This is a genomic window from Arthrobacter sp. YC-RL1 (genome assembly GCF_001454985.1).
Taxonomy (GTDB): Bacteria; Actinomycetota; Actinomycetes; order Actinomycetales; family Micrococcaceae; genus Glutamicibacter; species Glutamicibacter soli.
The window spans coordinates 1,941,968-1,964,479 of sequence record NZ_CP013297.1; the positions used below are offsets into that span (position 1 = coordinate 1,941,968).

Genomic DNA, 22,512 nt, shown 5'->3' on the forward strand with positions numbered 1-22,512 from the left:
CCGATTCCGGCCCTTGCCGATCAACAAAGTCTCAAGCAGCTTCTAGGCCCAAGAACGCAGAACCATATGACGGCCTCGCCCAAGGAGCTTCAGGCCGTTGGCCGTGAAGAAATCGGCGCTGGACGGAGTGGCCGCTGCGAGCAATTCGGTCGGGCCCTCGTCTTCGACGGGAGCCAGCGGGTTGATCATCGAACGCGACAGGCCGTGCAGCAGTGCAGTGCCGATGCCCTGACGGCGGAAATCGCTGCCGACGGCCAGCGCATGGACCATCAACTGTCCGCCGAGACCCTGTTGGGCGAAACCGCGGCCGACAATGTTGCCTTCCTCGGTGCGGGCAACCGCATGCTCTACCCGGCGCAACGCCGGGTGGCCGCTGGAAAGCTGGGGTGAGGCTTCCCGCCACAGATTCGTGACTGCCAGTTCAGCGGCGTCGGCTCCGGTGGCTTCCGGAACATTGTTGCCAAGGCGGATCTTTCCGTCCCAGCGGTCCATCGGAATGGCCAGCGGCCCCGCATGCCAGGAGACCTGGGCGTTATCGCTGAACCCGGCGGCCTTCAGCTGCGTGGCATCCGCGCCCGAATTCACCCAGGCTTCCACCCGGCGGGCGCCGAGCCGCATGCCTTCGGCCAGGGCGGGGCGCAGGCCTGCAGGTTCCGGGTTTTCCGGGAAGAGCAGCACCAGGCGTCGGCGCACCGGCTGCCAAGCCCATGAGCAGCCGTGGGTGGTAAAAATCTTGCCGCCAGTGGCAACGGCCAGCGCCTGATGCCAGTGGCTCAACGCTTCCTGTGCGGAGGCAATCGTCGTCATTATTCTGCGTTCACCAATCCTCGACGGCGCAGCAGCGGTTCGACCTCTGCATTGCGTCCGCGGAACAATCTGTAGGACTCAAGGGGATCGCGCGTATTGCCGCGCGACAGCAGCTCCTCACGGAACCGATTACCATTTTCCCGCATTAGGCCACCATTTTCCGCGAACCACTGCACAGTGTCGGCATCGAGCACCTCACTCCAGATGTAGGAGTAGTACCCGGCCGAGTAGCCGTTGGCGAAGATATGCTGGAAGTAACCGGTGCGGTAGCGCGGCGCGATCATCTGCGGATCGAATCCAGCCTCCACCAGCACCTGCTGTTCGAACGCTTCCGGATCGGCGATGACGGTTCCCGGCTCAATGGTATGCCAGGCCCAGTCGAGAACGCTCGCGGCCAGGTATTCGGTCGTCGCGAAGCCCTGCCCCCACAATTCCGAGGCCCGCAAGCTTTCCAGCACGGATGGATCCAACGGCTCGTCGGTCGCGTAGTGCTTGGCATATCCGCCGACCACGTCTTCATGCAGCGCCCACATCTCGTTGACCTGGGAAGGGAATTCCACGAAGTCCCGTGGCACCGAAGTTCCGGAGAGCGAGGCGTACTTCCCATTCGCGAACATCCCGTGCAAGGCGTGCCCGAACTCGTGGAACAGCGTGTTGGTCTCGTCCAGCGTCAGCAGTACCGGTTCTCCATCAGCTGGCGGGGCGATGTTCAAGGTGTTGGTGACGATGGGGCGCTCATTGAGGAACGATGCGCCGTCGCGCAGCGTCGTCATCCATGCGCCACCCTTCTTGGTGGGCCGAGCCAGGAAATCTCCGCTGTACAACGCCAGTGCGCTGCCATCGGCGTCGAAGACCTCCCAGACACGGACATCAGGATGGTAGCCAGGTAGATCGAATCGCTCGGTGAAGGTGATTCCGTACAATCGGGTCGCGGTGGCAAAGACGCCCTGAACCAGGACCCGCTCAAGCTCGAAGTACTCGCGAAGCGCCGACGTATCTACCGAGAACTTCTCCTGAAGCACCTTCTCCGAATAGTAGCGCCAGTCCCATGCATTGATCGGGCCTCCGGCAAGGCTGGAAAGTATCCCAGCCTCGGCGTTTGCATTGCGCACGGCTGGGACAGTCAGCTCCGCGAGTCGTTCGGCTACGGCTGCGGTGCTCGGTGCCGTTGCATCGGCGAGCACCGTCTCGGCGTGATTGGCGAAGCCGAGTACCGAGGCTCGTTCTGCACGCAGGGATGCCATTTGTGCCGCGAGTTCCAAGGTCGACTTCAGGCCGCGGGATAGCGACGCCTCGTGAACCTTGCGACGGGATTCCGAGCGAGCCAGTTGGGAAAGCACAGGCTGCTGCGAAGGCGAAACCAGAGGCAGCAAAAAGCCGTCTTGATACCCGGCGTCAAGAGCAGCCTTGGCCGCCGCAGCTATTGCCGCGTCGCCCAATCCTTCAAGCTCCGCTGCGTCGGCGAAATGCACCGCATGCTTATTCTGGTTTTCCAATGCCAGATTCGAGAACTGGCTGGAAAGCTCCGAAATTTGTTCGTTCAGCTTCGAGAGCTTGTCCTTGGCCTCTGAACCCAAGGCCGCTCCTGCCTGTTCAAATTCCCTGAGGGTCTGTTCGGCCAGTCGAGCATCCTCACCTACCAGAGAATCAAGGTTTAAAGCTTGTAAACGAGAAAACAAAGTTTCGTTCAGGTGAATGGCGTCCTGCTGGCGTGTCATGATGCTCGACATCTCGCTTTGGATCGCACGCAGGTCCTCGGTTCCGTGCGCGGAGAGCACGGTGAAGTATGTCATCAGCGTCCGACGAAGCACCTGGCCTGAAGCTTCGAGAGCTACCAGCGTGTTATCGAATGTCGCAGGGTCATTATTGGACGTAATCGCCTCCAGCTCCTCCTGCTGCAATGCGGCGCCTTGGCGCGCTGCAACAACATAGTCTTCGGCGGTAAGCGACTGGAATTCGGGCCATTGATAAGGATTTTGGCTGGGAGAAAGGAGCTGATTCGACATGCCCTAAGGTTCCCATATTGAACGTGACCCAGCTTGCATTGACGCCAATGTCATGCCAAGGGCGAACTGCGATCCACCGGTATGCTGTGGCGTATGAGCTTTCCCTTGCCCATTCGCTTCGCTGCGCTGACCGTATCAATTGCACTTCCTGTGGCCCTGGCATCTGGATGCAGCGTTGCGCCGCAAATACAATCAGGCGCGCTCACATCGACATCTGCCGCACCGACCGTTGAAGCTTCGCAGCCAGCAAAGGACCAGGATGGCCCGAAGGAAACACCAATGGATCGACCCGAGGAGTTGTCCCTCATGGTGACCGGGGATGTGCTGCTCCACCCGCAGTTGCTAGATGAAGCAGAAACCGCTGCCGGGAAATCCGACGGCAATGGCAAGGACTTCGACTTCGAGCCACTCTTGGCTGGCCTCAAGCCATACGTTCAGGACGCAGATGTAGCCCTGTGCAATCTGGAGACGCCGATCGGCACCCCTCCTTATTCCGGATACCCGCTATTCACTGTTCCCTCGCAAATCGTCTCCGATCTCGCCGCTATCGGCTATGACGGGTGCACCACCGCGACGAATCACACCGTGGACGTGGGCACCAAAGGAGTCATCCGAACCCTTGACACTCTGGCAAAGAATGAAATGTTCTCGACAGGAAGCTATAAGAGCAAGAAGGACTCCGAGCAGCCACCCATTATGGACATCAGTGGCGTGAAGCTCGGTGTTGTTGCCACAACGTACTCGTTGAACGGGATGCGCGCTGATTCTGACTGGCGAGTCGACACGGGGGTCAACTCATCGAAACTCATTGATCGTGCGAAATCTGCACGTAAGGCCGGGGCTGACATCGTGGTGGCTGCGGTGCACGACGGCGCGGAGTACACGAGTGCGCCAACTGAGTCCCAGCGAAAACTCGGCCGAGCATTGGCCAGCTCGGGAGAGTTCGATTTCGTCTACATGCACCATACGCACTCGGTCTTGCCGATCGAGAAGTACAAGGAAACGTGGATCGTGTACGGTCTTGGGAACTCGGTCGCAAAGCATGCCACCCCTACGATCCTGAATCGCGAAGGGATCAGCGTAAAGGCAACTTTTACTCGCGACGGCGAGAACTGGGACGTGTCAAAACTTCAGTGGGTTCCGCACCAGCTAAGCAAAGCGCCGGTGGCATGGTGCCAGGTCGCCACCACAGAAACATGTGTATCCGATGCGGATGCTAAAGCGTCACTTCAACGGACGCTAAAGACCGTTGATGCCTACGGAGCTGTTGATGATGGTCTGGAGGAGTGGACTCTGCCTTAATGGGCTTCCGCTCCCTCATTCATTCATTTGCGATCAATTCTTTCTTGGTTCTCCAAACGTCCATCGTTATTGGAGTGCTGGGTACGGCCGCTTGTCCTGGAATGCTTTGCCACGGCCCGCCGTCCACGCTGAATTCACCGCGATACAAAGTTGTCAGACCCACACTGAACTTTCCAGTTACTTCATAGACATGACTTGTGGGCGTCTGATCATGCAAGGTGTGCTGTGGGTCTGGTTCTCCGGGGAAATTGTTATTCCGTGCTGAGCCATCACCATAATTCCAATTCCACTGGATTGGAATCGCCCTAATACGAACATCTGAGCCAGACATGTTGGATCTAAATTCTTGAATTCTTCGACTTGCCCAGAAGTGGGTGTTGCCGTTTCTCAACGAAAAACCATCCGGATCACTTCCGATCGTAGATTCTACTATAGGGAAAGAGCGAAACATTGCGGGAGTAACGCGAATTTCTTCTTTTTTGATTGCTTCTCCTTCAAGAGTCGGTGCTGGGTCCCCTGGGCAATATGAGTATTGTTGAACTACGAGCCCTTCGAGGTCAACAATCTGCCGTTGAATTGGATATGATCCGTCGTCACATTCTTTGATATCAGCATTGCTATCACAGCCAATTGCTTTCTCAAGCCCGGGAATACAAGTATCGTACTCGCGCAACTTATACTTGGGCTCTTCTTTTTTGTTAGTTTTGGGAAGACTTTGATACCACGGCTGTGAAGTCCCAAAGTCATCACTATCTACTTCGGGGCATTTGTCGCTAGAGTGTTGAATGTCTTTGGGATTTACACGAAGAAGCATTTCTGGGCAAACTGCAGGACTTCCGGTCCGCATTTCAGGGCTCGGAACCTGCATGAAGATCGCGACAAGTAGGAGTGAAATTCCGAATAATTTGATCATATCTTCTAACCTTCACCAACGATACTGTCTACTTTCCAGCCATCGTCGAATAGAAGATTGATCGCAAGAATTGACGTCGGAAGGCTCTCAAGGGTCGCTACAGGTTTGTTTTTCGTTACATAGAACTCGGACTTATCAACTTTATATCTGACGGAAACGGCAGTTCGTTTCGTTGTTGTCTTGAAAACATCTACTACCTCAAAGTGATGCTTTCCGCCGACTTGCCACATTTTCTTTTGCTTGGCTCGTGCTGCCGGATCAATGATATCTTCACCGCATACTTGGCATTGACGAGTTGTAACCTTCTTCAATTGTTCAACATCATTCGTCTCAATTGAATAGTTGATCAGCGAAAAATAATATTCCGTGAAGCTTTTTGCGCCATTATCTGAATTTTTCGTGGCAGTTGCAGGCATCTTGGGGATAGGGACGTTCTTGGCGGGCGCCACCGCACTCGCGGGCTCATATCGTTCACTTGCGCTTGGTGAAGAGGTCGACGATCTAGTGGGCACTGAGTCCGGTGTCTGATTTTCTTCACTCTGAGATTGCGTTGGAGTAGGCGGCGTTTCGGGGCCGGACTCGCATGCTGCGAGTGCGATCGAGCTGGCTGCAAGCAGAGCTACACATGCAATTTTCCGAGCGCTCATAGGAACTCTCCGTAGTCACTGGGATGCCGTAGTGAGCGTCATCCTATGCCCGGCGCTCAAAGATTGGGAGAGTTTTGCTCAAATCTGTGGATAACTGGCGCAAAGCGATGCAGTCGTGCTTACTTGAAAATTCCGGAATCTACTCAAAGCTGCTGGTATGCAATTCAGACCGCGAGGCCCACTAGTAGTAGTCAAGTGCGAAAGCGGGCAACGCAGATAGTTGTTTCGAGCGCTTCTGGAGATGCGAAAGAATCGCGACACGCCTGGTAATAAAACCTGCATGAGCTGTGGGGGAGGAATAACGTTGATCCGGCGCTTGCTGGATTGCCTGCGCGCTGTCCCGATGGATTCCGTTTTTTGAGCGTCGAGTCCGTGGGGGATCGATTCAATTGTGAAGGTAGAACCATGCCGCTCTTCGGTGTCCTTGCCCTGCAGGGTGATTTTCGTGAACACCTGGCTTCGTTGACAGAACTTGGTGAAGTCGCTGTGCCCGTGCGTACTGTTGAAGATCTGGGGCGGATCGACGCGCTGGTTATTCCTGGCGGCGAGTCGTCGGTGATTGACCGCCTGTCGCGCATTTATGGTCTTGCGGAACCGATTCGCCGACGTATTGCCGACGGCATGCCGGCATACGGTTCTTGCGCAGGAATGATCATGTTGGCTGATCGTCTGGAAAATCCCGCCGTTGCCAGCAATGGCGCGGTCCAGGAGACTTTCGGCGGGATCGACATGACGGTTCGTCGCAACGCTTTCGGACGGCAGGTCGATTCGTTCGAGAACCGACTGGATTTCAACGGCGTCAACCTCGAAGCGGTGTTCATCCGAGCCCCTGAAGCGGTGCAGGTTGGCCCGGACGTTGAAGTGATCAGCACCGTACCCGGAGCGGATCCGTCGTCACAAGGTAGAATCGTTGCAGTACGTCAGGGAAATCTGTTGGCAACCAGCTTTCATCCGGAGGTATCCGGAAGCGCTGCCATCCATGAATTCTTCATCAAAATTACGCGAGGAGACGCTTAAAGCATGTCAGGCCACTCCAAATGGGCAACAACCAAGCACAAGAAGGCAGCCATTGACGCCAAGCGCGCCAAGGCCTTCGCGAAATTCATCAAGGGCATTGAAGTAGCAGCCCGTGCCGGCGGTGCCGATATGGCCGGCAACCCTGCTCTTGAACTTGCGGTCAGCAAGGCCAAGAAGAACTCCGTGCCGATCAACAACATCGACCGCGCCGTCAAGCGTGGTGCGGGCCTGACCGGCGAGGTCGTCGACTACACCGAAATCATCTACGAAGCGCGCGGTCCGCAGGGCTCCGCACTGCTGATCGAGTGCCTCACCGACAACAAGAACCGTGCGGCCTCCGAGGTCCGCGTGGGCATCACCCGCAACGGCGGCTCCATCGCCGACCCGGGCTCCGTGAGCTACCTGTTCGCGCGCAAGGGCGTTGTCCGCCTGCCGAAGGGCGAGCTGACCGAAGACGACCTGCTGATGGTTGTCCTGGATGCGGGTGCCGACGAGATCCTGGACGAGGACGACAGCTTCGCCATCGTCTGCGAGCCAAGTGACCTGCGCGCCGTGGCAGCTGCGCTGGATGAGGCCGAAATCGCCTACGAGTCCGACGAAATGGAATTCCTGCCGTCCATGAAGGTGGACCTGGACGTGGACGGGGCCCGCAAGTTCCTGAAGCTGTTCGACGCGCTGGAAGAGCTGGACGACGTGCAGAACGTCTACACCAACGCCGACCTGTCCGACGAGGTTCGCGCAGCGCTGGACGAGGAGAACTAGGGGTTTGTCCCTTCGAGTCGTGGGCGTCGACCCCGGCCTGACCCGCTGCGGGTTGGCCGTGGTCGACGTTTCTGCAAGCCGACTAGTAGAACTCGTCGACGTCACCGTCGCGGGCACGCCGCCGGGCACCCCGCTGGATGCCCGCCTGCTGGCCATCGCGAACGCGATCGACGCCTGGCTGGATACCCACAAGCCGGACGTGCTGGCCATCGAACGGGTTTTCGCCCAGGTCAACGTCTCAACGGTGATCGGCACCGCGCAGGTGACCGGCATCGTCATCACCGCTGCCGCCCGCCGCGGCATCCCCGTGGCGTTGCATACCCCGACCGAGGTCAAGGCCGCGGTCACCGGCTCCGGGCAGGCCACCAAGGCCGCCATCGGCAAGATGGTCGCCAAGATCTGCCGCCTGGACGAGCCACCCAAACCAGCTGACGCCGCCGACGCGGTCGCCCTGGCGATCGCCCACGCATGGCGCGGCGCGGCCGCCGGCTCCAATGCCTCCGCCTCCGCTGCCAGTTCCTCCGGGTCCCGGCAGCTCACCACCGCCCAACGCGCCTGGATCGCCGCCGAGGCCTCGGCCAAGCACCGCGCCGCCCGGCGCTGAGACTCACCCGCGACAGGCAGACGTCGCGCTTCGTAGGTATCTTCGATAAACTGTCTGGGATCGAACATATATCCCAAGGAGTGGCATGATCAGCTCATTGACCGGCACCGTCCAAGCGGTGTCCCTGAACACCGCCGTGCTCAACGTGAACGGCTTTGGCATGTTGGTCAATGCCACCCCCGGCACGCTGTCCACCCTGCACCAGGGACGCGAGGCCACCGTGCACACCTCCATGGTGGTGCGCGAGGACTCGATGACCCTGTTCGGCTTCGCCACCACCGAGGAACGCGACGTCTTCGAGGTGCTCATCGGCGTTTCCGGCATCGGGCCGCGTACCGGCCTGGCCATCCTCGCCGTGCACACCCCCGAAGAAGTGCGCATCGCCGCCAACACCAAGGACACCGCCGCCTTCACCAAGGTCTCCGGCATCGGCCCCAAGGGCGCCAGCCGCATCGTGCTGGAGCTGAACGGCAAGCTCGTTCCCACCGGCGCCCCGGTGCCCTCCGGATCCGCAGCTGCCGGTTCCGCCTCGGTCTGGGAACCGCAGGTCATCGAGGCGCTCACCGGGCTGGGCTGGAGCGAGAAGGATGCCACCGCCACGCTCAAGGCGCTGTCCAAGGCGGATCCCGACATCGTCGCCACCGGCAACGTGGCCGACATCCTGCGCGCGGCCCTGCGCAGCATGTCCAGCGCCAACCGCGCCCGATAGGATTACCCCGTGTCTGATTCCAAACCGCTGACCCACGCCGGAAGCGAACCGGAGGAGCATGCGCTGGAAGCCGCGCTGCGCCCGCGCAACCTGGACGACTTCGTGGGCCAGGCCCGCGTGCGCCAGCAGCTTTCCCTGGTGCTCGAAGCGGCCAAGATCCGCGAACGCAGCGCCGACCACGTGCTGCTTTCAGGCCCTCCGGGGCTGGGCAAGACCACCTTGTCGATGATCATCGCTGCGGAAATGAACGCGCCGCTGCGCATCTCCTCGGGACCTGCCATCCAGCATGCCGGCGACCTGGCCGCCATCCTGTCCTCGCTGACCGAAGGCGAAGTGCTGTTCCTGGACGAGATCCACCGCATGTCGCGGCCGGCCGAGGAAATGCTCTACATGGCGATGGAGGACTTCCGCGTCGACATCGTCGTGGGCAAGGGCGCCGGCGCGACCGCCATCCCGCTGGATTTGCCGCCGTTCACCCTGGTGGGCGCCACCACCCGCGCAGGCCTGCTGCCCGGCCCGCTGCGCGACCGCTTCGGCTTCACCGGCCATCTGGAGTTCTACGCCGTCGAGGAGCTTGAGCTGGTGCTGCGCCGCTCGGCCATGATGCTGGACCTGCGGGTTACCTCGGCAGCCTTCTCCGAAATCGCCGGACGCTCCCGCGGGACCCCGCGCATCGCCAACCGCCTGCTGCGCCGCGTGCGCGACTGGGCGCTGGTGCACAAGCTCGAGGAGATCGACGCGCAATCCGCGGCAGCCGCGCTGGACATGTACGAGGTCGACTCCAGGGGATTGGACCGACTTGACCGGTCGGTGCTCGAGGCGCTGTGCCTGAAGTTCGGCGGGGGACCGGTGGGCCTGTCCACCCTGGCCATTGCGGTCGGTGAGGAAACCGAAACCGTGGAGACCGTCGCCGAGCCATATCTCGTGCGCGAGGGCTTGATGGGACGCACCCCGCGCGGGCGAATCGCAATGCCCAGCGCCTGGCAGCATCTGGGGATCGCCATGCCCAAGGACGCCATTTTCGCCAGCGCCCAAAGCTATGAAAACGATGAGGATTAGACCAGCATCGCTTCACCGGACGCGTAAATGGTTCGCCCGTAGTCGCGCACCCATTAGACTAAAGACGCCTGACCTATGCCCTCGACAGGGCCTGGGTGGGGCGTCTTTGCTGTTTTGCGCGTCGCTGACGCCCGCAGCATCCCGAATTTTCAGCATTCGCAACGAATCGTTAGCAGGTAATTTACGTGAACTCTCTGGTGATCGCCCAGGCCGCCGGCGGCGGCTTCAACCCCTCGATGATCCTGATGATCGCGCTGTTCGCAGTGCTGATTTTCATGATGTTCCGCGGGCGCAAGAAGCAGGCAGCCCAGCAGGAGAAACTGAAGAACAACACCGTCCCGGGTGCGAAGGTCATGACCAATTCGGGCATCTTCGGTACCGTCGTCGGTATCGATGCCGAGGACCGCGTGCAGGTCGAAGTCGCCAACGGCGTGGTGCTGACCCTGCACCGCCAGGCCATTGCAACCTTCCTGGACAACGACGCTGCTGCCGCGGCGACCGCCCCTACTGTGGCCGAGGCCGATGCCCCGTCGTCCACCGTGGAAACCCCGGAGGAGTCCCTTCGTCGCCTGAACGACGAGGGCAAGGACGAGCGCAACGCCTAGCCAGGCCGATTCGCGGCGGTCCGCATCTGGTCCGCCTAGACGAGAAAGCACATTAGATGTCATCAATTAGACCTGTGAAGCAGGCACGCAAAGCCTTGCTGTGGCTGCTGGTGGTCTTCCTCATCGCCTCCGGCGTGCTGGTGGGCGGCGTGCTCAGCGGCAAGACGAGCTTCGCACCGAAGCTCGCGCTGGACCTGGAGGGCGGCACCCAGATGATCCTGGCCCCGCGTGTCCAGGGCGACCAGGCGATCAGCCAGGAGCAGCTGGACCAGGCGGTGGAGATCATCCGCCAGCGCGTTGACGGCGCCGGCGTGACCGAATCGGAAATCACCACCCAGTCCGGACGCAACGTCGTCGTCTCGATGCCGGGTGTTCCGAGCCAGGAGACCCGCGACCTGATCCAGGCCTCGGCGAACATGGAGTTTCGCCCGGTGCTGATCACCGGCGCGTTCAACGCCACCCCGGAGGCCGACCGCACCCCTGCCAAGGACCTGCCGAAGCCGACCGGCAAACCGGAGAACCCTTCGGACACCAACTGGATCAGCGCAGACCTGTACAAGCAGTTCGAGGCCTACGACTGCCCGACCGAGCTGAAGGAAGCCAGCACCACCACGCACGATCCTGCCAAGCCGATGATCTCGTGCGATGAGCGCATGGGCGTGAAGTACATCCTCGGTCCGCAGGAGATCCCCGGCGACCAGATTTCCGACGCCTACGCCCAGCTGGCGCGCGGCGTGAACGGCTCGGTCACCGGCGAATGGGTTGTGGTCATCGAGTTCAACTCCGAAGGCACCAAGACCTTCGCCGACACCACCCAGCGGCTGATCTCGCTGACCGGTTCGCGCAACCAGTTCGCCATCGTGCTCGACGGCAACACCATCTCCGCCCCGACGACCAACGCCGTGATCTCCGACGGCCGCCCGCAGATTTCCGGCGGCTTCACTCAGGAGACCAGCCAGGCGCTGGCCGAGCAGCTGAAGTACGGCGCCCTGCCGATCAGCTTCGACATCCAGTCCGAGCAGCAGGTTTCCGCCACCCTCGGCGCCGACCAGCTCAAGGCCGGCCTGATCGCCGGCATCATCGGCCTGTTCGCGGTGTTCATCTACTCGATCTTCCAGTACCGCGCGCTGGGCTTCGTGACCATTGCGTCGCTGATCGCCTCCGGCGTGCTGACCTACCTGGCGCTGGTGCTGCTGGGCTGGGGCATGAACTACCGCCTGTCGCTGGCCGGCGTGGCAGGCCTGATCGTGGCCATCGGCCTGATCGCCGACTCGTTCATCGTGTACTTCGAACGCGTGCGCGATGAGCTGCGCGACGGGCGTCCGCTGGCAAGCGCCGTGGCCATCGGCTGGAAGCGCGCCGAGCGCACCATCCTGGCCTCCAAGGCGGTCAACGTGCTGGCGGCAGTGGTGCTGTACATCGTGGCCGTGGGCAACGTGCGAGGCTTCGCCTTCACCCTGGGTTTGACCGCCATCATCGACCTCGTGGTCGTGTACGGCATGACCCACCCGACGCTGGTGCTGCTGGCACGCACGAAGTTCTTCGCCGAGGGCCACCGCTTCTCCGGCCTGGACCCCTCGCTGCTCGGCGCCGAGCCGCTGTACAAGGGCGCGGGCCAGATCCGCCGCTTCACCGACAACGTCGATGCGAACCGCGGGAAGAAGAACCAGAAGGCGGGCGCAGAGGCCGCCAAGCGCATGACCATCGCCGAACGCCGCCGCGCCGAAGCGGTCTCCGCCTCCACCAAGGCGAAGGCCGCCAAGGACCAGGCGCAGGAGGAGAACAATGAATAAGCTGGTCACGTGGGGCAACGAGCTCTACACGGGCAAACGCTCCTACCCGTTCACCTCCAAGCACCGCCTGTGGTTCAGCATCGCGGCGGTCCTGGTGGTCTTGTCCATCCTGTTGCCCGTCGTCAAGGGCGGCTTCAATCTGGGCATCGACTTCCGCGGCGGCTCGGAGTTCACCGTGTCGAACACGACCCACACCGAGCAGGGCATCGGCGAGGAGGCAGTCAAGGCCGTCGCGCCGGAGGCCGAGGCGACCGTCACCAACATCGCCCCGGGCACCATGCGCATCCAGACCGAGCGCCTGTCCGACGACCAGACCCTGGCCATCGCCAAGGACCTGGCCGCCGGCTACGGCGTGAGCGCCGACGAGGTCACCAGCAACTTCATCGGCCCGACCTGGGGACAGGACGTCTCCCGCCAGGCCCTGGTCGGCCTGCTGGTCTTCGTGGTGCTGGTGGGCCTGCTGATGGCCGCGTACTTCCGCACCTGGAAGATGTCGCTGGCCGCCATCATCGGCCTGTTCACGGTGATCATCGTGACCGGCGGCATCTACTCGCTGACCGGTTTCGAGATCACCCCGAGCGCGATCATCGGCTTCCTGACGATCCTGAGCTACTCGCTGTACGACACCGTCGTGGTGTTCGACAAGATCCGCGAAAACACTAAGGACTTCTCCAAGCGCAATGAACGCACCTTCGAGCAGCAGGTGAACCTGGCGATCAACCAGACCCTGGTGCGCTCGATCAACACCTCCGTGGTGGCGGTCCTGCCGGTCGCCTCGATCCTTTTCATCGGTTCCTACCTGTTGGGCGCCGGTACGCTCAAGGACCTGTCGCTGGCCCTGTTCGTCGGCATCATCGTGGGCACCCTGTCCACGATCTTCGTCCAGGCCCCGCTGTACGCGTGGCTGCGCCGCAACGACCCCGAGGTCGTCGCGCACACCAAGAAGCTGGAAGCCGCCGCGGCCTAGTCCGCCGGCCCCCGGCCCGAAGAAAATCGGCACCCGCCACCTGTGTGGCGGGGTGCCGATTTTCTTAACCCGTGACACCGCGGAATTCGTGGACACCGGGTTCACGTGCTATAACGAATAAACTGGAGAACGTGTTTTTACTGGTAGCCGCGGTAACCCCCGCGGCGGCACTGATCTCGACCGAACGCAGGCAGTGGCGTCGGCACCTGGCGATCATCTCGCCGTGCGCGACGCCGTCTCTGTTTGACCGGTGCAACGTGGAAGGAGCGGGGCATGGCCAACACGCCTAACCTGAACAATGGGAAACGACGCTCGATCTCACGTTTGGTGCGCTTCGCAGGCCGCGGCAGCACCCCGAGCACCTCGCCGACGCTGGAACCGCTGCTGCGCACCGTGAAGTCCAAGCACCCCAAGGCGGACCTGGACCTGCTGGTCCACGCCTACGAGGTCGCCGAGAAGTACCACGAGGGGCAGAAGCGCAAGAGCGGGGACCCCTACATCACCCACCCGGTGGCAGTGGCCACGATCCTGGCCGAAATGGGCATGACCGGCTCGATCCTCGCCGCCGCCCTGCTGCACGACACCGTGGAGGACACCGAGTACTCCCTGGAGTCGGTCAAGAAGGAATTCTCCGAGGAGATCGCGATGCTGGTGGACGGCGTCACAAAGCTGGACAAGGTCACCTACGGCGACGCGGCCCCGGCCGAGACGGTGCGCAAGATGGTGGTGGCGATGTCCCGCGACATCCGGGTGCTGCTGATCAAGCTGGCCGACCGACTGCACAACGCCCGCACCTGGCGCTACGTCTCGCCCGAATCCAGCTCGCGCAAGGCCAAGGAAACCCTGGAGATCTTCGCGCCGCTGGCCCACCGCCTGGGCATGAACACCGTCAAGTGGGAGCTGGAGGACCTGTCCTTCGCCGCTCTGCACCCGCTGGTCTACCAGGAGATCGTGCGCATGGTGGGGGACCGCACCCCCGAACGCGAGAAGTACCTGGCCAACATCCGCCAGACCCTGGACAAGGATCTCGGCGAAGTGGCGATCCACGCGTCGGTCTCCGGCCGCCCGAAGCACTACTACTCGATCTACCAGAAGATGATCGTGCGCGGCAAGGACTTCGACGACATCCACGACCTGATGGGCGTGCGCATCCTGGTGGACAACGTCAAGGACTGCTACGGCGCCCTGGGCGTGGTGCACGCGCAGTGGAACCCGCTGCCCAACCGCTTCAAGGACTACATCGCGATCCCGAAGCTGAACCTGTACCAGTCGCTGCACACCACCGTGATGGGCCCCGAGGGCAAACCGGTGGAGATCCAGATCCGCACCCACGACATGCACGTGCGCGCCGAATACGGCGTGGCCGCGCACTTCCAGTACAAGCACGGGCAGCACGCGAACTCCATGCTCTCCCCGGAGCAGAACATGGACTGGCTGCGCTCCCTGATGGAATGGCAGGCCGACACCGAGGACTCCGAGGAGTTCCTGGACGGGCTGCGCTACACCATCAGCTCCGCAGAAGTCTATGTCTTCACCCCGAAGGGCGACATCATGTCGCTGCCGGTGGGCGCCACCCCGGTGGACTTCGCCTATTCCATCCACACCGATGTCGGGCACCGCACCATCGGCTCCCGCGTGAACGGCAAACTGGTCCCATTGCACACCGAGCTCAAGCAGGGTGACGTGGTGGAGGTCTTCACCTCCAAGGCCGAGGGGGCCGGGCCGTCCCAGGACTGGCAGAACTTCGTCAAGTCCCCGCGCGCCAAGGCCAAGATCCGCGGCTACTTCTCCAAGGAGCGCCGCGAGGAGGCCATCGAGAAGGGCAAGGAGCTGCTCACCAAGGAGCTGCGCCGCAACCAGCTGCCGCTGCAGAAGCTGATGACGCACGACCTGCTCTCCGCGGTGGCCAGCGAACTGCACCACTCGGACATCTCCGCGCTCTACCAGTCGGTCGGCGACGGGCACACCAGCGCGCAGAACGTCATCGAGCACCTCACCGCGCTCATCGGCCCTCCGGAGGCCGAGCAGGTCGACGAGGAAGCCGACGTCAAGGTCAACGCCCCCACCAAGCGGACCGGGAACGACGCCGGCGTGATCGTGGAAGGCGTGGGCGACGTGCTGGTCAAGCTGGCCCGCTGCTGCACCCCGGTGCCGCCGGATGAGATCCAGGGCTTCGTCACCCGCGGTGCCGGCGTCTCGGTGCACCGCACCGACTGCCTGAACCTGGCGCAGCTGGCCGGGGAGCCGGACCGCATCGTGAACGTCTCCTGGGCTTCGAAGCACAACGGAGTCTTCCTGGTGGAAATCCAGGTCGAGGCGCTGGACCGCAAGTCGCTGCTTTCAGACGTGACCCGGATCCTCTCCGAGAACCACCTGAACATCCTCTCCGCCTCGGTGCAGACCAGCAGGGAACGTGTGGCGATTTCCCGCTTCTCCTTCGAGATGGGCGACCCGAAGTTCCTGAGCCACGTGCTGAACCAGGTGCGCCGGATCGACGGCGTGTACGACGTTTACCGCACCACCGCAGGCTCCCGGCGCTAGCTAGGCCGCAGCCGGCCGGTCCCCGTCCAGCTGGCGCTCCGGGGCGAAGGACTCGACCAGCCGCAGCGCCCGGGACACCTCGGGCTGCGCGGGATACTGCGCCAGCCGCTGCGCCACCGCATCCAAATGCAGGAACTTGTCCTGAAGCCGCACCACCTCCGCCAGCACCCTGGTGGCGCTGGGCAGCGGATCGTAGGCTGCGCAGACGCACACCGTGCGCAGCAGGCTGGTGACCTTCACCCGATGGCGGAAGATGATCTCCTCCTCGGCCAGCTCGAGCTGCGAGAAGCTCACCTGCAGCCCGTTGCCCGGGCGATAGGGCCGCCGGTAGCCGGGCGAATTGATCCGCAGCGCGAAGGTGTAGGGCAGCAGGCCGTGCACCCAGGCGGCGGTCTCGCGGCAGATCACGTCGTGGCGCTGCAGCTGGCGCCCGGAGACGAACGCGGCGATCCGCGCCCGCACCCCGGCGTCGTACCTGAAGAACATGGGCACGAAGCAGTTGCCCATCGCCTCGCGCACCAGGCCGCGCCCGGCCATGGCCCCGAGTTCATTGCGGCTGAACAGCTCGCCGGCAATCAGCAGATCCTCCGGAATGCGCAACGCGGCGGCGCACCGTCCAGAAGCCGTGGGATGTAGATTCTCCATAGGGCTACTGAAGCAGGTGACGCCGCCGCGTTGGCGGTGCACAGGCGAACTGTGGATTATTACTCGAAGTCGGCTGCCGACTTCTCCAGGGTGCTCAGCCACATGCGGCGGGCGTCCAGGGCTTCCTGGGCCGAAGCGATCTGCTTGGCGTTGCCCTTGGCCTGCGCGGCGGCCAGGTCGGCCTCCAGTGCGGCAATGGTCTCCTGCAGCTGCGAGAGCATGGAGTTCGAGCGGGCCTTGGTCTCCGGGTTGGACCGGCGCCACTGCTCTTCCTCGGCGCTCTTCACGGCGTCCTCCACCTGGCGCAGCGCCGACTCGATGCGCTGCAGGTCCCCGCGCGGCACCTTTCCGGCGTCTTCCCAGCGGCCGCGGATCGAATCCAGCTTGGCCTTGGCGGCGGCCAGGTCGTTGATCGGCAGCAGCGCGCGGGCTTCCTCCAGCAGGGCTTCCTTCACCACGAGGTTGGCGGCGAATTCGGCGTCCACGGCGGCGTTGGCCTCGGCGCGGGCCTGGAAGAACACGTCCTGGGCGGCGCGGAAGCGGCCCCAGAGCTGGTCGTCGTCCTTGCGCGAGGCGCGGCGCGACTTCTTCCACTCGTCCATGAGCTTGCGGTACTCTGCGGCGGTAGCGGCCCAGTCGGTGGAGTTCTGCAGCGCCTCGGCGCGCGCGATCAGCTCCTCCTTGACTGCCTTCGCGGCGGCGTTGGTGGAATCCAGCTGCGAGAAGTAGGCGCGGCGGTGGCGGTCGAAGGTCGTGCGGGCGGCGCGGAAGCGCTTCCACAGGGCGTCTTCGGTGGCGCGCGGCAGGCGTACCGAGGAGCGCTGGGTCGCCTTCCAGTTCTCGAACAGCTCGTTCATGGCCGCCGAGGCGGTCTTCCACTGGATCTGTTCAGGGCGCTTGGCGGCCATGGCTTCGGCCTGCTCGACGATGCCCTCGCGCACGGCCAGCTGCTCGGCGCGGGCGGCTTCGTTGGCCTGGCGCTGGGCGGCGGACAGCTCCTGCACCGCCACGCGCACGGTTTCCAGCCGGGATTCCAGCAGCGCGATGTCGCCGACCATGTGGCGCTCGGCCACGGCGGCGGCCAGCGCGTCGATGGTCTTGCCCATCTCGCCGGCCGGGGCCTTGGCTGCCACACGCTGCTCGAGCAGCATCAGCTGGGAGAAGACGTCGTCATATTTGCGCACAAAGTAGGCCAGGGCCTCCTCGGCGGTCGCGTCCGGGTACTGGCCGACCGGGTGCTCGGCGCCGTCGATGATGACGAATACGTGGCCGTCCTCGGCGACGCGGGCGAACTTGGCCGCTTCGTCAAGGGGCGTGGAATGCACGACTGGCTGGGCTACGACCGGCTTCGCGGCAGGCTTTACGGCCTGCGGCACGGGGGTCTTCTGGCTGTCGTCGGATTGCTGACTGGTGGTCACCGCTGAAACTCTTTCACTTTTTGCGCTGTACTTGCTCAGCCAACTCTACCTGTGACCTCCGCTTCTTAGTAAGCCGACGTGCGCAGGTTTCTTCGTGTTGGCGCTATAAGATGGGTAGGTGGCGCGTTCGCACGGCGGTTTGCGCGCAGTTTTTGCCTACAGCACGATGCACCAAGGAGTTTCATGGCACGCAAGGCCTCCCTATCAGGTTTCCCCGAATGGCTTCCGGCCGAGCGGGTGGTCGAGCAGCATGTGCTCGACACCTTGCGCCGCACCTTCGAGCTGCACGGCTTCGCGAACATCGAGACCCGCGCCGTGGAAACCCGGGCGCAGCTGCTGCGCAAGGGCGAGATCGACAAGGAGGTCTACGGCCTTTCCCGCCTGGCCGCCGAGGACGACAAGGACGATCCGAACGCGCTGGCCCTGCACTTCGATCTGACCGTGCCCTTCGCCCGCTACGTGGTGGAGAACGCCGGCCACCTGGCCTTCCCGTTCCGCCGCTACCAGATGCAGAAGGTCTGGCGCGGCGAACGCCCGCAGGACGGCCGTTTCCGCGAATTCACCCAGGCCGACATCGACGTGGTCGGCGAGGGCACCTTGCCCTTCAGCTACGACGTCGAGCTGGCGCTGACCATCGCCGACGCCCTCTCCGCCCTGCCGATCGGCGACTTCCGGCTGCGCGTGAACAACCGCAAGCTCGCCGAGGGCTTCTACCGCGGCCTGGGACTCGACGACCCGGACGCGGTGCTGCGCGCCATCGACAAGCTGGAGAAGATCGGCGACGACGCCGTGGCCAAGATCCTCATCGAGGACGTCGGCGCCACCGCCGAGCAGGCGGCCGCCGCGCTGGCGCTGGCCAAGATCCGCACCATGGACACCTCCTTCGTCGAGCAGGTCCGCGCCCTGGGCGTCGAGCACGAGCTGCTGGACACCGGCCTGGACGAGCTCTCGCAGGTCATCGCCGCCGCCTCCAAACGCGCCCCGGGCAAGGTCATGGCCGACTTGTCCATCGCCCGCGGCCTGGACTACTACACCGGCACCGTCTACGAGACCGTGCTGGTGGGCCACGAATCGCTGGGCTCGATCTGCTCGGGCGGACGCTACGAGTCGCTGGCCTCCAAGGGCAAGAAGACCTACCCGGGTGTTGGCCTGTCCATCGGCGTCACCCGCCTGATCTCCCGCATCCTCGCCGAGGAAACGGTGAAGGCCGCGCGTTCGGTGCCCTCGGTGGTGTATGTCACCCTCGCCCACGACGACTCCTGGCACGAGGCGCAAGACGTCGCCGCCGCGCTGCGCGGACGGGGGATCGCCTGCGAGGTGGCCTCCAGCGCGGAGAAGTTCGGCAAGCAGATCAAGTACGCAGATCGCCGCGGGATTCCGTTCGTCTGGTTCACCCACGCGGACGGCACCCACGAGGTCAAGGACATCCGTTCCGGCGAGCAGGTTTCCGCCGATCCGGCCGTCTGGGCCCCGCCGGCGCAGGACCTGTACAACACCGTCGGCTAGGCTCCGGCCGCCCTGCACCCGCACCGGGTGCACTAAACTCTTGCGAAGAAGAACTTCGCACTTTGTCGAATCGACCGAAAGGATCGTAGTGCTACGCACTCATCAGCTGGGCGTGCTAAACGCCGAGCACATTGGACAGCAGGTCACCCTCACCGGCTGGGTCGCCCGCCGCCGTGACCACGGTGGAGTGGCGTTCCTGGATCTGCGCGACGCCTCGGGCGTGGCCCAGGTCGTGGTGCGCGACGAGGAGGACTTCCACCCGCTGCGCAATGAGTTCGTGCTGCAGATCAAGGGCACCGTCGAGCGCCGCCCGGAGGGCAACGAGAACCCGAACCTGCCCACCGGCGAAATCGAGGTGATCGCCGACGAGGTGATCGTGCTGAACACCGCCGCGCCGCTGCCGTTCCAGGTTGATGAGCACGTCGAGGTCGGCGAGGAGGCGCGCCTGCGCCACCGCTACCTTGACCTGCGCCGCCCGACCCCGACCCGCAACCTGCGCCTGCGTTCCGAGGTCAACCGCGTGGCCCGCAACCTGCTGCACGACGAGGGCTTCGTGGAGATCGAGACCCCGACGCTGACCCGCTCCACCCCGGAAGGCGCCCGCGACTTCGTCGTTCCCGCCCGCCTGTCCCCGGGCAGCTGGTACGCGCTGCCGCAGTCCCCGCAGCTGTTCAAGCAGCTGCTGCAGGTCGGCGGCTTCGAGAAGTACTACCAGATCGCGCGCTGCTACCGCGACGAGGACTTCCGCGCCGACCGCCAGCCGGAGTTCACCCAGCTGGACATCGAGGCCTCGTTCGTCGAGGAAGACGACATCATCGCCCTGGGCGAGAAGCTGGTCAAAGCCATCTGGGCGCTGATCGACGTTGAGATCCCGACCCCGATCCGCCGCATGACCTATGCCGAGGCCATGGAGAAGTACGGTTCGGACAAGCCGGACCTGCGCTTCGGCCTCGAGCTGACCGAGATGACCGAGTACTTCGCGAACACCTCCTTCAAGGTGTTCCAGTCGGCCTACGTCGGCGCCGTGGTCATGCCCGGCGGCGCCTCGCAGCCCCGCCGCACCCTGGATGCCTGGCAGGAATTCGCCAAGCAGCGCGGCGCGAAGGGCCTTGCCTACGTGCTGCTCAAGGAAGACGGCGAGCTGGCCGGCCCGGTGGCCAAGAACCTCTCCGATGAGGAGAAGGCGGGCCTGGCCGCCGCCACCGGTGCCAAGCCGGGGGACTGCATCTTCTTCTCCGCCGGCGACAAGGCCGAATCCCGCGCCCTGCTCGGCTCGGTCCGCGTGGAGATCGGCCACCGCACCGGATTGATCAAGGACGGCGACTGGGCCTTCGTGTGGGTAGTTGACGCACCGATGTTCGAACCTGCCTCCGCCGCGGTCGCCTCGGGCGACGTGGCAGTGGGCGCCGGCGCCTGGACCGCTGTGCACCACGCGTTCACCAGCCCGAAGCCAGAGTTCCTGGACACCTTCGACACCGACCCTGCCTCGGCCCTGTCCTACGCGTACGACATCGTCTGCAACGGCAACGAAATCGGCGGCGGCTCGATCCGTATCCACCAGCGCGACGTGCAGGAGCGCGTCTTCAAGCTGATGGGCGTGAGCGAGGAGCAGGCGCAGACCCAGTTCGGCTTCCTGCTCGAGGGCTTCAAGTACGGCGCCCCGCCGCATGGCGGCATCGCCCTGGGCTGGGACCGCGTGCTGCAGCTGCTCACCGGTTCGGAGTCCATCCGCGACGTCATCGCCTTCCCGAAGACCGGCGGCGGCTTCGACCCGCTGACCCAAGCTCCGGCGCCGATCACCGCGCAGCAGCGCAAGGAGGCCGGGATCGACTTCAAGCCCGAGAAGAAGAAGGCCGACGCCGAGTCGAGGGCTGAGGCAGAAGCCAAATAGCCTTGGCCCAAGCTGCCTGGACGGGGCCGGGAGAATCCGCATGGATCCTCCCGGCCCCGTTGCCGTTAAGCCGGGCCCGTGCTGGCGCTTGCCATGGGAAAAAAACTGCACTAGGTTGAAAACTGATCTAGTAGGACGACTTCGGCGAGGCGGCGATGGGCAGCAATCCAGAACGCAGCAATCCAGAACTCAGCACAACCGCGAAAATCATCAACTCCTACCCAGCGGGCGACCGCGAATGGGCCGAGCAATTCCATGCGGCCATGGTCATCGCCGATGCCACGCCGGCGCAGTGCGAAGAAGAGCTGCTCGCCCAGCGCGAGTGGATCCATGCCAGTGGCGAATCCGCCGAGCAGCTCCTGGGCAACGGCTGGATTTTTGGCAAGCATCGAGTGCGCGAAATCAAATCCCCCCAACAGCTTGGCCAGGATGAACTGCCCGTTGACAGCTTCCGCACGCTCGTTCTGGGATTTGGCCTCACCATCGGTGCCATGGCCGTCGGCTTCGGCCTCTGGATCGCATTCAGGGACGGCTGGCTCGCCTGGAGTTGGACGTACTGGCAGCTGGGTTGCTTCATCGCGGGAGGCTCCCTAGCCCTCATTGGAACGGGCTTCGCCTACCTGCGTCTCGCTTCGCGTTTCAAGGCGGCATGGCTGTTGTTGTCCGTAGGGCTTCCCACGACCGTCCTGGTGGCAGTGCCGCTGTTCATGATGGCCGGGGAGGATGCGGCGATCCCAGCGCCCAATGCCGTTGTCCCTATGCTTGGCCTACTGCTCGCAGTGGGCGTCTTCTTCCTGCCAGAGGCGAGCGCGAAGCCGCATTCCCCAGCCGACGAGGCGGCCCTGAATCTGGATCCAGGTCTATGGTTTGCGCAGACCAGGAGAATCCTTCGCGGCCGCTACGGATTCACCCGGCGGGAAGCTGCCTCTGTGCTGGAAGAAGCCAGGCAGGGCTGGCACGAGAACTCCCAGGAGGCGAACACCACGGACATCGTCAACGATCTGGGCACACCCAACGAATTCGCCATCCAGGCGGCGCCGGGCAATGCAGCCGCGGTGCATCGTCGCTGGATGCTCAAGAATTGCGCGCTGCTGCTGCTATTCGGCTACTACCTGTCCGGTAATATAGGCGAAATATCCACCAACGGAATCTCGTGGTGGACTGCCTTCCTCGCCTTTTTGTGCATGCTGCTGCTGGCTTACTTCGCTACCAGACTGCTTCCCTCGCAGCGTGGAGAGCATGTTCAGGCGAAGCTGCGAGCCCTGCAACAGGCAGCCGATGCCGTCAGCGAACGCCAGGACAATATCTAGTGTTTGTAGA

19 protein-coding genes are annotated in these 22,512 nt (G+C 63.3%); 13 read left to right on the forward strand and 6 right to left on the reverse strand.

The annotated features are described in order from the left end of the window. Positions 1-42 precede the first annotated feature (42 nt). Positions 43-807, reverse strand: a complete 765-nt coding sequence (locus ATC04_RS09090; RefSeq protein ID WP_047119205.1) for a GNAT family N-acetyltransferase — start codon at positions 805-807, stop codon at positions 43-45. After that, positions 807-2,813, reverse strand: coding sequence for a M3 family metallopeptidase (locus ATC04_RS09095; protein ID WP_047119204.1), 2,007 nt, complete (start codon positions 2,811-2,813; stop codon positions 807-809). The genes ATC04_RS09090 and ATC04_RS09095 overlap by 1 nt, the downstream gene beginning before the upstream one ends. 93 nt (positions 2,814-2,906) lie before the next feature. On the opposite strand from ATC04_RS09095, the gene ATC04_RS09100 reads away from it, so the two are divergent. Continuing rightward, positions 2,907-4,115, forward strand: a complete 1,209-nt coding sequence (locus ATC04_RS09100) for a CapA family protein (protein ID WP_082124054.1) — start codon at positions 2,907-2,909, stop codon at positions 4,113-4,115. A 19-nt stretch (positions 4,116-4,134) separates the two neighbouring features. Here ATC04_RS09100 and ATC04_RS19300 read toward each other — a convergent pair whose 3' ends face one another. After that, complete coding sequence (locus ATC04_RS19300) at positions 4,135-5,028, reverse strand: hypothetical protein (protein WP_152666846.1); 894 nt, start codon at positions 5,026-5,028, stop codon at positions 4,135-4,137. Positions 5,029-5,033: 5 nt separating this feature from the next. Next, positions 5,034-5,675 carry a DUF6318 family protein gene (locus tag ATC04_RS19305; RefSeq protein WP_152666845.1) on the reverse strand — a complete coding sequence of 214 codons (642 nt, stop codon included), beginning with the start codon at positions 5,673-5,675 and terminating at the stop codon, positions 5,034-5,036. Between the two features lie 405 nt (positions 5,676-6,080). Here ATC04_RS19305 and pdxT point away from each other — a divergent pair, with 405 nt between their 5' ends. The 9 genes from pdxT to ATC04_RS09145 all read left to right on the forward strand — a co-directional run bounded on the left by pdxT (position 6,081) and on the right by ATC04_RS09145 (position 15,732). Continuing rightward, entirely contained in the window at positions 6,081-6,692 is a 612-nt protein-coding gene (gene pdxT / locus ATC04_RS09105; protein ID WP_047119202.1) for a pyridoxal 5'-phosphate synthase glutaminase subunit PdxT, read from the forward strand. Positions 6,693-6,695: 3 nt separating this feature from the next. Further along, complete coding sequence (locus ATC04_RS09110; protein WP_047119201.1) at positions 6,696-7,454, forward strand: YebC/PmpR family DNA-binding transcriptional regulator; 759 nt, start codon at positions 6,696-6,698, stop codon at positions 7,452-7,454. A gap of 4 nt (positions 7,455-7,458) precedes the next feature. Further along, a complete protein-coding gene (ruvC, locus tag ATC04_RS09115; protein ID WP_047119200.1) occupies positions 7,459-8,058 on the forward strand; it encodes a crossover junction endodeoxyribonuclease RuvC in 600 nt (199 codons plus the stop codon). Positions 8,059-8,143: 85 nt separating this feature from the next. Next, the gene (gene ruvA / locus ATC04_RS09120) at positions 8,144-8,767 is read left to right on the forward strand and encodes a Holliday junction branch migration protein RuvA (protein ID WP_047119199.1); all 624 of its coding nucleotides are present in this window, start codon (positions 8,144-8,146) and stop codon (positions 8,765-8,767) included. A gap of 9 nt (positions 8,768-8,776) precedes the next feature. After that, positions 8,777-9,826 (forward strand): Holliday junction branch migration DNA helicase RuvB, encoded by a 1,050-nt coding sequence (gene ruvB, locus ATC04_RS09125; protein WP_060617010.1) that lies wholly within the window; start codon positions 8,777-8,779, stop codon positions 9,824-9,826. A 185-nt stretch (positions 9,827-10,011) separates the two neighbouring features. Then, positions 10,012-10,431, forward strand: coding sequence for a preprotein translocase subunit YajC (gene yajC / locus ATC04_RS09130; RefSeq protein ID WP_052772376.1), 420 nt, complete (start codon positions 10,012-10,014; stop codon positions 10,429-10,431). Positions 10,432-10,487: 56 nt separating this feature from the next. Next, complete coding sequence (secD, locus tag ATC04_RS09135) at positions 10,488-12,224, forward strand: protein translocase subunit SecD (protein ID WP_047119198.1); 1,737 nt, start codon at positions 10,488-10,490, stop codon at positions 12,222-12,224. Continuing rightward, a complete protein-coding gene (secF, locus tag ATC04_RS09140) occupies positions 12,217-13,191 on the forward strand; it encodes a protein translocase subunit SecF (protein WP_047119197.1) in 975 nt (324 codons plus the stop codon). The genes secD and secF overlap by 8 nt, the downstream gene beginning before the upstream one ends. 273 nt (positions 13,192-13,464) lie before the next feature. Continuing rightward, positions 13,465-15,732, forward strand: a complete 2,268-nt coding sequence (locus ATC04_RS09145; RefSeq protein WP_047119196.1) for a bifunctional (p)ppGpp synthetase/guanosine-3',5'-bis(diphosphate) 3'-pyrophosphohydrolase — start codon at positions 13,465-13,467, stop codon at positions 15,730-15,732. Here ATC04_RS09145 and ATC04_RS09150 read toward each other — a convergent pair whose 3' ends face one another. Together ATC04_RS09150 and ATC04_RS09155 are read right to left on the reverse strand one after the other, a co-directional pair. Then, the gene (locus ATC04_RS09150) at positions 15,733-16,377 is read right to left on the reverse strand and encodes a hypothetical protein (protein WP_152666844.1); all 645 of its coding nucleotides are present in this window, start codon (positions 16,375-16,377) and stop codon (positions 15,733-15,735) included. 59 nt (positions 16,378-16,436) lie between these two features. After that, positions 16,437-17,795: a DUF349 domain-containing protein gene (locus ATC04_RS09155; RefSeq protein ID WP_047119194.1), complete on the reverse strand. Its 1,359-nt coding sequence runs from the start codon at positions 17,793-17,795 to the stop codon at positions 16,437-16,439. A gap of 183 nt (positions 17,796-17,978) precedes the next feature. On the opposite strand from ATC04_RS09155, the gene hisS reads away from it, so the two are divergent. From hisS to ATC04_RS09170, 3 genes are all read left to right on the forward strand, one after another. Continuing rightward, the gene (gene hisS / locus ATC04_RS09160) at positions 17,979-19,301 is read left to right on the forward strand and encodes a histidine--tRNA ligase (RefSeq protein WP_047119193.1); all 1,323 of its coding nucleotides are present in this window, start codon (positions 17,979-17,981) and stop codon (positions 19,299-19,301) included. Between the two features lie 88 nt (positions 19,302-19,389). After that, positions 19,390-21,192, forward strand: coding sequence for an aspartate--tRNA ligase (gene aspS, locus ATC04_RS09165; protein WP_047119192.1), 1,803 nt, complete (start codon positions 19,390-19,392; stop codon positions 21,190-21,192). Positions 21,193-21,347: 155 nt separating this feature from the next. After that, positions 21,348-22,502, forward strand: a complete 1,155-nt coding sequence (locus tag ATC04_RS09170; RefSeq protein ID WP_047119191.1) for a hypothetical protein — start codon at positions 21,348-21,350, stop codon at positions 22,500-22,502. The last annotated feature ends 10 nt before the right edge of the window (positions 22,503-22,512 follow it).

Bases quoted from the DNA above. Each gene is read 5' to 3' on its own strand.
- ATC04_RS09090 (WP_047119205.1), bottom strand. From the start codon at position 807: ATGACGACGATTGCCTCCGCACAGGAAGCGTTGAGCCACTGGCATCAG.
- ATC04_RS09095 (WP_047119204.1), bottom strand. From the start codon at position 2,813: ATGTCGAATCAGCTCCTTTCTCCCAGCCAAAATCCTTATCAATGGCCC.
- ATC04_RS09100 (WP_082124054.1), top strand. From the start codon at position 2,907: ATGAGCTTTCCCTTGCCCATTCGCTTCGCTGCGCTGACCGTATCAATT.
- ATC04_RS19300 (WP_152666846.1), bottom strand. From the start codon at position 5,028: ATGATCAAATTATTCGGAATTTCACTCCTACTTGTCGCGATCTTCATG.
- ATC04_RS19305 (WP_152666845.1), bottom strand. From the start codon at position 5,675: ATGAGCGCTCGGAAAATTGCATGTGTAGCTCTGCTTGCAGCCAGCTCG.
- pdxT (WP_047119202.1), top strand. From the start codon at position 6,081: ATGCCGCTCTTCGGTGTCCTTGCCCTGCAGGGTGATTTTCGTGAACAC.
- ATC04_RS09110 (WP_047119201.1), top strand. From the start codon at position 6,696: ATGTCAGGCCACTCCAAATGGGCAACAACCAAGCACAAGAAGGCAGCC.
- ruvA (WP_047119199.1), top strand. From the start codon at position 8,144: ATGATCAGCTCATTGACCGGCACCGTCCAAGCGGTGTCCCTGAACACC.
- secD (WP_047119198.1), top strand. From the start codon at position 10,488: ATGTCATCAATTAGACCTGTGAAGCAGGCACGCAAAGCCTTGCTGTGG.
- secF (WP_047119197.1), top strand. From the start codon at position 12,217: ATGAATAAGCTGGTCACGTGGGGCAACGAGCTCTACACGGGCAAACGC.
- ATC04_RS09145 (WP_047119196.1), top strand. From the start codon at position 13,465: ATGGCCAACACGCCTAACCTGAACAATGGGAAACGACGCTCGATCTCA.
- ATC04_RS09150 (WP_152666844.1), bottom strand. From the start codon at position 16,377: ATGGAGAATCTACATCCCACGGCTTCTGGACGGTGCGCCGCCGCGTTG.
- hisS (WP_047119193.1), top strand. From the start codon at position 17,979: ATGGCACGCAAGGCCTCCCTATCAGGTTTCCCCGAATGGCTTCCGGCC.
- ATC04_RS09170 (WP_047119191.1), top strand. From the start codon at position 21,348: ATGGGCAGCAATCCAGAACGCAGCAATCCAGAACTCAGCACAACCGCG.